11 protein-coding genes and 1 riboswitch are annotated in these 11825 nt (G+C 50.8%); of the genes, 10 read left to right on the top strand and 1 reads right to left on the bottom strand.

Annotated elements, in window-relative coordinates; translation table 11 throughout:
- The first annotated feature begins 90 nt into the window (after positions 1-90).
- Positions 91-429, top strand: coding sequence for a thioredoxin family protein (locus tag A372_RS0125565; RefSeq protein WP_019423768.1), 339 nt, complete (start codon positions 91-93; stop codon positions 427-429).
- A 237-nt stretch (positions 430-666) separates the two neighbouring features.
- Complete coding sequence (locus tag A372_RS0125560) at positions 667-1569, top strand: COX15/CtaA family protein (protein ID WP_019423767.1); 903 nt, start codon at positions 667-669, stop codon at positions 1567-1569.
- A 169-nt stretch (positions 1570-1738) separates the two neighbouring features.
- Here the strand turns inward: A372_RS0125560 and A372_RS39150 are convergent, their stop codons facing one another.
- Positions 1739-1870: a hypothetical protein gene (locus tag A372_RS39150; protein WP_019423766.1), complete on the bottom strand. Its 132-nt coding sequence runs from the start codon at positions 1868-1870 to the stop codon at positions 1739-1741.
- A gap of 245 nt (positions 1871-2115) precedes the next feature.
- On the opposite strand from A372_RS39150, the gene A372_RS0125550 reads away from it, so the two are divergent.
- The 8 genes from A372_RS0125550 (at position 2116) to A372_RS0125510 (ending at position 11808) form a co-directional block, all read left to right on the top strand.
- Positions 2116-3900, top strand: coding sequence for a UbiD family decarboxylase (locus tag A372_RS0125550; protein WP_019423765.1), 1785 nt, complete (start codon positions 2116-2118; stop codon positions 3898-3900).
- A gap of 70 nt (positions 3901-3970) precedes the next feature.
- Positions 3971-4672: a Cthe_2314 family HEPN domain-containing protein gene (locus tag A372_RS0125545; RefSeq protein WP_019423764.1), complete on the top strand. Its 702-nt coding sequence runs from the start codon at positions 3971-3973 to the stop codon at positions 4670-4672.
- 73 nt (positions 4673-4745) lie between these two features.
- Positions 4746-4895, top strand: a riboswitch (SAM riboswitch).
- Positions 4896-5099: 204 nt separating this feature from the next.
- On the top strand, positions 5100-6125 hold the full coding sequence (locus A372_RS0125540) for a methionine ABC transporter ATP-binding protein (protein ID WP_019423763.1): 1026 nt from the start codon (positions 5100-5102) through the stop codon (positions 6123-6125).
- A complete protein-coding gene (locus A372_RS0125535; RefSeq protein WP_019423762.1) occupies positions 6125-6790 on the top strand; it encodes a methionine ABC transporter permease in 666 nt (221 codons plus the stop codon). The genes A372_RS0125540 and A372_RS0125535 overlap by 1 nt, the downstream gene beginning before the upstream one ends.
- 126 nt (positions 6791-6916) lie before the next feature.
- Entirely contained in the window at positions 6917-7756 is an 840-nt protein-coding gene (locus A372_RS0125530) for a MetQ/NlpA family ABC transporter substrate-binding protein (protein ID WP_019423761.1), read from the top strand.
- Between the two features lie 615 nt (positions 7757-8371).
- Positions 8372-9097 (top strand): SDR family oxidoreductase, encoded by a 726-nt coding sequence (locus A372_RS0125520; protein ID WP_051004543.1) that lies wholly within the window; start codon positions 8372-8374, stop codon positions 9095-9097.
- A 126-nt stretch (positions 9098-9223) separates the two neighbouring features.
- Entirely contained in the window at positions 9224-10408 is a 1185-nt protein-coding gene (locus A372_RS0125515; protein WP_019423758.1) for a sugar diacid recognition domain-containing protein, read from the top strand.
- Between the two features lie 131 nt (positions 10409-10539).
- Positions 10540-11808, top strand: coding sequence for a GntP family permease (locus A372_RS0125510; protein ID WP_019423757.1), 1269 nt, complete (start codon positions 10540-10542; stop codon positions 11806-11808).
- Positions 11809-11825 lie beyond the last annotated feature (17 nt).

The raw sequence follows: 11825 nt of genomic DNA, 5'->3' as shown, positions 1-11825 counted from the left end.
AATTTCAAGCGAGGACGTACACTCAGCGTGTTTGACTTTTCGCAAGCATTTGTTATATCTTGAACTGAACAAAGTAGGGAGTGAAGCGCTATGGAAAAAATACAAGTCGTCGAACGGTTCCAGGAAGTAATCGCTCAATCTCAGACAATTATTGCAGTATTTAAGACCTCCTGGTGTCCGGATTGTCATTTCATCGATCCGTTCATGCCGGAACTTGAAGCGCAATTTGAAGGCAAGGCGACTTTCGTCGAGGTCGATGCAGAGCAACTCCTCGATGTGGCGCAGGAATATCATATACTGGGCATTCCGAGCTTCGTTGCTTTTAAAGACGGGAAGGAAACGATTCGATTCGTCAACAAGCTGCGCAAGACACGCCCGGAAATCGAGCAGTTCGTAGAGCGGGCCCTTGCGGTGTCCGAAGCTGTATAACTGGATAGGAAAGCATGATCCGTCCCATTTGCGGACGGATTTTCTTGTTTAGAGGAGTAAGAAGGCGATGGTCTGCTGCTGAGTGTAATATTTGTCACAATTTAGCCGTACATTCATTTAGGAAATCTTGTATAATGGGAGACGGACTGGAATACTTTTCTTATTATTTATAATGAACGGCTTCAATTATGAACAACGGGTCAGGTGAAACTAGTGAATTCAAACATCTACCGTAGAATGAAACAATTGGCTTACGTTACATGCATCGGAATGTTTCTTGTCGTGCTGAACGGAGCATTGGTAACGAAGACGGGATCCGGAATGGGGTGCGGTTCGGATTGGCCGCTCTGCAACGGCAAATTTGTTCCCGCTTACACGATTGAATCCATGATTGAATATTCCCACCGTTTCGTCACTGGAATTGTCGGTCTGCTCGTCTTGGCCTCGTTCATCTTCGTTCTGCGCGCTGCGAGAGACAAACGCGATGCGGTAAGCTACGCTTTCCTTACGCTATTATTTACGATTATTCAAGCGATTATGGGCGCTCTGGCTGTTGTGTTTACGCAATCTCCACCCGTAATGGCGCTTCATTTCGGAATTTCTTTGCTCGCCTTTGCCTCTTCCTTCCTGTTGTGCGTCGTGTTGCGTCGGTATGAACGGGGAACTGTAGTACAGGCGGATCAAGGCCGTCCGATTCGTGCGGAATTTCGATACGGGGTCTGGTTTACTTTGCTTTATACCTACATTGTTATCTATGTAGGCGCATTCGTACGGCATACCGATTCATCGGGAGGCTGTATGGGATGGCCGCTCTGCAACGGGGAATGGATACCTGAATTGTCCGGTGGGACGGCGATTGCGTTTTGGCATCGTGTAGCGGCGGCGCTGCTGTTCATCGTAGTTGCGATTATGGCTCATTTTGCCTACCACAACCATAAGGATAACCGGGAGATTCAATTGTGCGGCATATGGTCGCTTGCGCTCTGCGCAGCGCAAATCATCAGCGGGGCATTTGTGGTCCTTTCAATGCTGGATGCTAACCTGTTCCTGTTGGCAAGCTTGCTGCATACGACGCTTATTTGCGGGTTGTTCAGCGTTCTGTGCCATATGAGCATCCGCGTCTGGCAGCTTAGGAAGTAATAAGAAGACATACATACATCAATGATAAGGGCATAAGGCCCACGAGTTGCAATATGTAAAAGAAGCAGGTCGCTTGACGTTTTTCGGAAGTTGTTCCGGTTAGCGTGATTCAGCGAGCTGCTTCTTTTATTGGGAAATGAAAGGTTATCAATTGCTTCAGTCATTCTTTTTACGCTCCTTCTTGCATGTTGCGGGTTTCATTGGCGTGCGTGCCGAACAGGACGACTGAAGCAGCTGCTTTGGCTGCGGCTAACCAACGAACATTCCAAGGTTTACGTACTGCCATTTGATTGTTTTTCATGAACATCTACCTCCTCAATTGTGGTTTGCGTTTCATTTGATGTCTTTATTGTATCGGAGACGGACGACAGGTACCATGGAATCAACTTACGCCTAGCTTACAATGTCGTAAGTTGTCTAACAGGCACGCTTTAGGTTCGGATGAAAAACAGATATACTTATAGAGGAAACATGTAATTTACATGTAATTTATATGTAAGAAACGTCAACCCAAACGATAACGGAACATTTCAAGGAGGGCTCGTATTGTCTTTTTCTAATATTCGTGATTTCATCCACATGCTAAAGCGAGAGAATGATTTGGCAGTGATCGAGACGGAAGTTGATCCGTATTTAGAGATTGCCGAAATTCACAGACGCGTTATCGCTGAAGGCGGTCCTGCCCTTTTATTTACAAATGTGAAGGGCAGTCCTTTTCCGGTCGCGACCAATCTGTTCGGAACGATGCGGCGGGTCGATCTTGCTTTCGGACCGCGTCCAGAGCAGTTTGCGAACAAGTGCATCGAGGCGATTCACCGCTTGATGCCGCCGTCGCCGAAGAAGTTGTGGGAAGAGCGCGGCCTAGTGAAGGATCTGCTCGGCTTGACGAAGGTGGGCATGAAGGAAGTTACGCCGACGCAAGCGCCGATTATGGGAGTGAAGCGTACGGATAAGCCGATGCAAGGTCTTCCTGCTTTAACGAGCTGGCAATTGGACGGTGGTCCGTTCATTACGCTTCCGCTCGTCTATACCGAGCATCCCTTACATAAAGGAAGCGATCATAACCTCGGCATGTATCGCATTCAAATATACGATGAAGAGACGACTGGCATGCACTGGCAAATTCAAAAAGGCGGCGGTTTTCATCATCATGAGGCGGAAATGCGCAATGAAGCGCTTCCAGTGTCCGTAATTGTCGGTGGACCTCCTGCGCTTATTGCAGCGGCCATTGCACCGCTTCCTGAGAAGCTGCCTGAGCTATTGATGACCTCGTTCGTGATGGGTGAACGCCTTCCAGTCGTAGACAGCGGCTTTGAAGGACACCGTATTCCGGCTGAAGCGGATTTCGTAATTCAAGGCTATGTGCCGCCGCATGTCCGCCGCATGGAAGGGCCGTTCGGTGACCATTACGGCTATTACTCATGGGCGCACGAGTTCCCGGTGCTTAATGTGAAGCAGATGTATCACCGCAAGGATGCGATCTATCCGGCGACGGTTGTAGGCAAGCCTCGTCAAGAGGACTATTACTTGGGCGAATATTTGGTAAGGCTGTTGTCCCCGGCGTTCCCGCTCGTCATGCCGACGGTGCGCAAGGTGCATCCATATCCAGAAACGGGCGTCCATTCCTTGGCCGCCGCCGTCGTGCGCGAAAGCTATTCACGTGAAGCGCTTCTGTCCGGCTTCCGCATTCTCGGTGAAGGCCAGCTCAGCTTGACGAAGTTCCTCATGCTGACGGATCAGCCCGTTGACCTAGAGAACTTTGCTGAGCTGACCGAAGCAGTGCTCGAGCGATTTAAGCCAGAGAGCGACTTGTATGTGATGAATAACACGTCGCACGATACGCTCGATTATACCGGGCATAAGCTGAACCATGGCAGCAAAGGCATTCTGCTTGGCGTAGGCGAGCCAGTGCGGGAACTGCCGCATACGTACGAGGAGGGCGAAATTGGCGAGATTCATGATGTCGCCGTCTTTTGCCGCGGCTGCTTGACAGTAGCTGGCGCTTCGTATGAGGCAGAGCCGCAGCTGGCGGAACGCGTATTGGCGCGTCTCACGGAGAAAGAGACGAAATGGCCGCTTGTGTTCTTAGTGGATGATGCCCAAGTCGCGAACGGACAGCTTCCGTTTCTATGGACGGTATTTACGCGATTTAACCCTGCATCTGATATATACGCGGGAATGGAAGTCCGCAATCACCATCTTGCCTATAAATTACCGATTGTCATCGATGCGCGCATGAAGCCGGGTTACCCAGACGAATTGTTCCCGCGTGAAGATATCGTGCAACAGGTTGACCAACGTTGGAAAGACTATTTCCCGAACGGACTATAAGCGGTTGTTGAACGGGACCTCTTATAATCACGGATCCATTCACGTGTTAGTATCGACAAGGAGGAGTTCCATGCTGCGCATTCTGTTCGGTGAAGCGCCCCGTCAGGACGAAGGAGAATTACAGGAAGCCATGGTGTTGATGGAGCGCTACTTGAACGTTGTGCGCAAGCAAATGGACAAGCAGGGCGATCCGGAGCACTATTGGCGCAAAATTGAAATCTGGACCGTCGGGTTAAAGACATCCTTGGATGAGCTGGAACAAAGCGTTTATGCTTCCGATAAGTTTGCGGAGCGCGTAACGAAGCGATATCAAGCGGAGATGGACGATGAGGAACTGGATGATTACTATCGGCATGTCTATTTCTACAAGAACGGATTCATTCGCGTCTTCTCCATTTTGGACAAGCTCGGGACGCTCCTGAACACGGTGCTGCAATTGGAGACGGAGAAGGTGAAGCATCGTTTTTCTTACTTCACGGTTCTGCGTCAAATCCGGTTCAAAGGCAGCCATCCGCGCTTGGCCGAACGGTTAACCGCCTTGAAAGATCAGTACGGCGATGCTCTTCAGCGTCTCCGCAAGCGCCGCAATACGGAAATTCACCATATGAATGCGGAAATGCAGGATGATTTATGGCAGCGCCACCGCAGCTTAAGTGATAAAATCAAGCTGGAGGATATCCAAGCGAATTTGCAGGATTTACAGGATGGTTTCCATATGGCATGCGAAACGTTGCTGATCGCCTTTGAGGAATTGTGCAAACTAGAAAAATGAAACGTAAGGTAAAAAAAGTTAATTGACAACTTTCAAATGCTGGATTATACTCAATTTAAATTTCATAACCGTTTTCTTATCAAGAGTGGCGGAGGGACAGGCCCTGTGAAGCCCGGCAACCGATCTTGCAACCCGGTCAATATGACGCTTCGGTGCGTTATATGCTTGCAAGATGTCAATGGTGCTAATTCCTTCAGAACGTGACGGTTCTGGCAGATAAGAAAAGGGAGAGTTGCGAACAACCGCCAGTTTCAACTGCAAGAGACAGCGAATCGACGTAGCCCCCTTTTGGCATCTGCCAAGAGGGGGCTTTTTATATATAATCCTGTATAATACATTCATGAGCTGTCCTATTATGAATAAGCTGACAGCCAATAACGCGTACGGATCATGCATACGCGATGCATAAAGGAAGGTGACGATTCCATTGATTCGTTTGGAACATATAAGCAAACAATATGATGCGAGAGGCAAAGCAAGCGGACCGCTGGCGCTGGACGATGTAAGCCTGACAGTGGCGGATGGCGAAATTTTCGGCATTATCGGCCACTCTGGGGCAGGCAAGAGTACCTTGCTGCGCAGCATAAATCTGCTGGAACGGCCGACATCTGGAACGGTGACCGTTGACGGCGTCGAGCTGACGAAGCTGACTCAGGGAGGACTGCAGCAGCAGCGCCGCAAGATAGGCATGATTTTTCAGCATTTTAATCTGCTGTCATCTGCGACGGTATTTGACAATATCGCCTTTCCGCTGCAGCTTGCACACACACCGAAAGAAAAAGTGCAGGCGAAGGTGGACGATTTAATCCGTCTCGTCGGACTGGAGGAGCACCGCGATAAATATCCGGCGCAATTATCTGGCGGACAGAAGCAGCGGGTTGGCATCGCACGAGCTTTGGCTAACGATCCGAAGGTACTGTTGTGTGACGAAGCGACTTCGGCGCTCGATCCGCAGACGACCAACGCGATACTTGACCTGTTGCTCGATATTAACCGCAAGTTCGGCATTACGATTGTGCTCATCACGCACGAAATGCACGTCATCCAAGCGATATGCGACCGCGTCGCCGTTATTCATGCCGGTGCAATTGCGGAACAGGGTAAGGTCATCGACGTATTTCTGAAGCCGCAGCATCCGGTGACGCGTGAGTTTATTCTAGAAGAGCGCAATGATGCGGAGCTCCAGCCTTGGGCAGCTTTCAAGACGCAGGCGACCGAACATTCCCGCGTGGTGAAGATCAATTATTTAGGCGACGTGACGTACGCGCCGGTGCTCCATCAAGTATTGACTGCAGCCGGTGTCAGCTTCGCCATTCTGCAAGGTACGATCTCGCGCATGAAGGACGTTCCATACGGCCAGTTGGTCGTAAGACTTGACGGAGAGAAGACGGCCGTGGAACAGTCGCTCCTGTCGTTGCGGGATAAAGGCTTGGAAGTGGAGGTGATTGCATAATGAAGCTTGATTTCTCTACAGTGAACTGGGAAGAAGTAAGCACGGCCACGACCGATACGCTGACGATGATGCTCTTTTCCGTATTGTTCACCTTCATTATCGGACTTCCGCTCGGCGTACTGCTTTACTTGACAGGCAAATCGAATAGGGCAGCGGCCAAGCCGGTGTACGCGGTGGTGTCATTTATCGTCAATATTCTACGCTCGGTGCCGTTTGTTATTTTGATGATTGCCATTATCCCGCTTACCCGGATTATTATAGGGACTTCGATAGGTGTGGAAGGAACAATACCGCCGCTCGTCATCGCGGCTGCTCCGTTCTTCGCCCGTCTGGTCGAAACGTCGCTAAGAGAAGTGGATCGCGGCGTCATCGAGGCAGCGCAAGCGATGGGGGCATCGACATGGCAGATTGTGCGCAAGGTGCTGCTCCCGGAAGCGATGCCTGGACTTATTGCCGGCACGACGATTACGGCGGTTACGCTGGTCACTTATACGGCCATGTCAGGAATGATTGGCGGTGGCGGTCTAGGGGATCTGGCTATTCGCTACGGTTATCACCGTTACGAATTCGAAGTGATGATTGTATCGATTGTCGTGATGGTGCTGCTCGTGCAGGTGCTGCAGTGGATTGGCGATGCGTTGGTGCGCAAGTTTACCCGCAAATAAGGTTTGGGAAGCCCGCTCTTTGGAGCTTCAACATATAGTGAGTGTTCAAAAAGGTTAAGAGGATTTTGAACAACCTCATATACAAAAAATTCAATTGGGGCAGTTTGGAAGGAGAAGGTGTTGGCAATGAAAAAGTGGACTTATGTATTGACTCTCGTAACGTTAGTAATGGTGCTGGCCGCATGCGGAAGCAAGCCGGCGGCAGACAACAATGCAACGAACGCCTCAGACAATGCGGGTGGCGAAACGACGAAAGTGGTCGTCGGCGCATCTCCGGTTCCGCACGCAGAAATTTTGAATCATATCAAGCCGCTGTTGAAGGATCAAGGCATTGAATTGGAAATCAAGGAATTTACCGACTATGTTCAACCGAACGTACAGGTGCATGAGAAGCAGCTTGATGCGAACTTCTTCCAGCATAAGCCATACATGGACAACGAAGTGAATACGAAGGGCTACAAGCTGGCTAGCGTCGGTAACGTGCATGTGGAGCCGTTCGGCGCGTACTCCAAAAAAATTAAATCCGTCGATGAGCTGCAAGACGGTGCTACGGTCGCTATTCCTAATGATGCGACAAATGGTGGACGTTCCTTGCTTTTGCTTGAGAAACAAGGCATCATTAAGCTGAAAGAGGGCACAGGCCTTGAAGCGACAGCTCGCGACGTTGCAGACAATCCGAAAAATCTGAAGTTCAAAGAGTTGGAAGCCGCAATGCTGCCGCGTGCGTTGGATGAAGTCGATATGGCGCTCATCAACACGAACTATGCACTGCAAGCTGAATTGAATCCGACGAAGGATGCGCTGTTCATCGAAGATAAAGATTCACCGTATGCCAACATTTTGACGGCACGTGAAGATAACAAAGACAGCGAAGCAATTAAAAAATTGGTTGCCGCGCTTCAATCCGACGACGTGAAGAAATTCATCGAGGACAAATATAAAGGAGCGATCGTTCCAGCGTTCTAATTATTGCTGTTGAATGGAACATACTCGCATAGCCTTGGCGCTTTACGGCATATTCATTGAAAAGATGAGCAGCCTTGACGCCAAGGCTTTTTTACATTGTTGGAGCCTGTTCCATCCCTTGCCTCGATCTCCCCTTCATTCAGAATGGCAGCCCCCCTTCCTTTTCAAACGAGAACATGTTGTGGCTTCTGTGCAATGGCCCTTAGCTCCATTCTCCCGTACAGTCAGTCAGAGCGCGTCACTGCACGAACGAAGCATTACGATGCTCTTAGCTTCAATCTCCCATACAGTCAGGAGGGATAAAGTGGAGGATAAGGGACATGACGTATCGTATAGGTACCATCCATAACGAGGCCGATCACGATGAGAGTGAATCAGAGTGGCAATTGGTTGTGCCGCTTCCTGATGGAAGGGGAGAGTGAAGCAAAAGGGTGGAGCTGCTTACCTCGATTCAGGGTGACGATACGGTCCGATAATTGGGTTCTGTTGTTCTCCCCTCATAAATAATCTATACTGGACATGGATGTTCTTTGAAGCGCCGGGAGGAGGATTGCGACGTTGGAACAGCAGCGTAAGATTGCCCTGATTACGGGGAGCGCCAAGGGCCTTGGCAAGATGGCGGCCATGACGTTAGCCGATGCCGGACACGATATCGTCTTGAACTACGTGCATAGTATAGAGGAAGCGGCGAAGCTGAAGCTGGAAATTGAAGCGAAGGGTGTCCGTTGTAGTGCCATTCAAGCCGATATTTCAAAAATGGACGAAATTAAACGGTTAGTATATACGATGAAGGATGAGATGGGTCCCGCCGACATTGTCGTAAACAATGCCGGACCGTTTATACGGGAGCGCCGTTTGTTTGCTGATTACACGGAAGAAGAGATTTTATATTTGTTAAACGGAAATTTGACGGGTGTCATACTGCTCGATCATCTGCTGCTTGATTCGATGCGGCGCAAAGGCTGGGGACGAATCATTCATTACGGATTCGGACATGCTGGAGAAGCGCGCTCATGGCCGCATCGTGCCGTATATGCCGCGGCCAAGGTCGGACTCGTCTCCTTTACGAAGACGCTTGCCGTGGAAGAAGCCCCGCACGGCATTACGGTAAACATGATTTGCCCTGGAGATATCCGAGGTGATAATAAAGAGCGGCGCATCGATGAGGTGCAGGACGTTAAGGATGAGGAAACGCCGCGCGGCCGTCCGGGAACCGGTGAAGACGTAACCCGGGTGATCCGCTTTCTATGTGAGGAACGATCGGATTTTATAACCGGCAACATTATGAATGTATCCGGCGGGCTGGACCCGATACGGGCCAACATCGGCAGCCTGATGTGAGCGTGGAATAATGATACATAACGTAATCTTAATGCCCCCATTTCGGTAAGGACGTGAGTCGTCGATCTTATCGGATGGAGGGCGTTTTTTCATATCGTTATTGACATAGATAGGTGGTAGACAAGGATGAGCCGACTTACGAAAGAATTGGCGCAGGAAATTGTAACACGCACGATGCAGGTTATTCATTATAACGTGAACGTCATGGATGAACGAGGGCGAATTATTGGTTCCGGCGACCGCTCGCGCTTATATCAGAAGCATGAAGGGGCGCTCATTGCGATCGAGCGGAAGGGACGATTTGAAATTGATGAGGAAAGCGCCCGCAAGCTGCAGGGGGTGCTGCCTGGCACGAACTTGGCCATTCAATTCCAAGGCGAAGTCGTTGGGGTCATTGGCATTACGGGTGATCCGAACGAGGTGACAAAGTACGGAGAATTAGTGAAAATGACAGCGGAAATGTATCTGGAGCAAGCCGATCTGTTGGAAAAGGCCCAATGGGACAAGCGGATGAAGGAAGATTTTCTTCTGTCCGTCATTCATGCGGACAGGAAGGATATTGCAATGCTGCGAATTCAGGCGGAACGGATTGGCTTCCATCCGGATAAGGCGCGGGTCGCGTGCATTATGGAGCTGAGAGGCGAGCATGACGCCGATTCGCTGCCTACGCTCAAGCGGGTGGTGGAATTGCTGGAGGGACGGCCAACCATCGACTTAATCGCCATTCGCAATACGCATCAAATCGTGCTATTTAAGCCCCATCTCCATCCGAGACAGCCCAACACCGACATTTGCGAAGGCATCGGGCAAATTCGCAGGCTGCTGGAGGACAAGCAGATTGCGCCGCTCTGCATTGCCGTTGGCAAAGCTTACTCAGGCATCGATGGCATGATCGCTTCATACCGTTCCGCCCAAGATACAATGCGGGCAGGGCAAGCGATTCTCCCCGATCAGACGGTATACTATGGCGAAGATATGCCGAACGAGACGGTATCAGCCAACGTGAAGCCTTCTTGGGTTGTGGAAGAGCTGCATCAGTTGTGGCGGGGGTTTGTGCAGGAGGATAAGAGCGGAGAGCTGCAGCAGACATTGCAGGCTTACTATGAGGAGAATGGCGAACAGCAGCGCGTAGCAGAGCGGTTAGCGATTCACCGTAATACGCTTCGTTACCGTCTGCAGCGTATTCATGATGTGGCTGGCAAAGATCCGAAACGTTTTCGCGACTTATATACGCTGATGACGGCCCGCTGGTTGAGCGCACTGGAAGAGAAAGAGCCGGAAACAGACAACGTCTGGAAAGGGCAGAGTTGAATTGTGCATTTGAACAAAAAACACATTCATTAAAGCGCTGTATTTCATTTTTGTGCATGATGAAGCGCTTTCAGATTACAGGTACAGTAGTAGTACAAAGAATTGCTACCACACCTTAGGGGGATTGAACTATGGACGTATCTGTATCTGTACTCGGTGCTTTGACGGCATTGGTCGTGGCCATTGTGCTTATATTGCGTAAAGTCCCGCCAGCCTATGGCATGATGATTGGGGCGCTTGCCGGTGGGATTGTTGGCGGAATCGGGTTGGTTGATTCTGTGAACTTGATGATGGATGGCGCGAAGGGGATGATTCCGGCCGTGCTGCGCATCCTGGCAGCCGGTATGCTTGCCGGCGTCCTGATTGAATCGGGCGGCGCGAAGACGATTGCCGAAACGTTAGTCCGCAAGGTCGGCGAGACACGCGCGCTGTTCGCGCTGGCGTTCGCGACGATGGTGCTGACGGCGGTCGGCGTATTCATTGACGTCGCGGTCATTACGGTAGCGCCGATTGCGCTGGCGATTGCGCAGCGCGCGGACTTGTCCCGCATGGCGATACTGCTCGCCATGATTGGCGGCGGCAAGGCCGGCAACATTATGTCGCCGAATCCGAACGCGATCTCGGCGGCGGAGGCGTTCAACATTCCGTTGACATCGATGATGATGGCAGGGATTGTACCGGCCTTGATCGGACTCTTCGTCACTTATATGATTGCGAAGCGGTTGTCCAATAAAGGTACGAAGATTGCGGCACAAGAAAGTGTGGATAATGGGGAGCAGCAGCTTCCAAGCTTTCTTGCAGCGATGATGGCTCCGATAACGGCCATTGCTCTATTGTCGCTTCGTCCGTTGGCGGGTTGGGTCATCGATCCGATTATTGCCTTGCCGGTCGGCGGCTTAGTCGGCGCCCTGTGCATGGGCCGCATCAAGCAAATTAACCAATATGCAATATCGGGCTTGGGCAAGATGACCGGCGTGGCAGTCATGCTGCTCGGCACGGGCACGCTGGCTGGCATTATATCCAATTCGCAATTGAAGAACGTGATTATCGACAGTCTGGCTTCTTCCGGCTTGCCGGCTTACTTGCTTGCGCCGATAAGCGGTGCGTTAATGTCATTGGCTACGGCTTCGACGACGGCAGGAACAGCGGTAGCGAGCTCAGTGTTCGGCTCGACGATTATGGAGCTCGGCGTTGCTTCCTTAGGGGCCGCAGCGATGATTCACGCTGGAGCGACCGTCTTTGACCATATGCCGCACGGCAGCTTCTTCCACGCAACGGGTGGCAGCGTCAATATGGCGATGAAGGAACGCCTGCGTCTTATCCCGTATGAAACATTAATCGGTCTGGTACTGGCCATTGTATCGACGTTGGTGTTTGGCGTGTTCGGTTGGTTCCTGTAACAAGATCTGAACGGTTC

Source organism: Paenibacillus sp. OSY-SE (genome assembly GCF_000283315.1).
Lineage (GTDB): Bacteria > Bacillota > Bacilli > Paenibacillales > Paenibacillaceae > Paenibacillus_B > Paenibacillus_B profundus.
The sequence above is the reverse complement of the archived record's forward strand: the minus strand, read 5'-3'. Positions and strand labels throughout refer to the sequence as shown.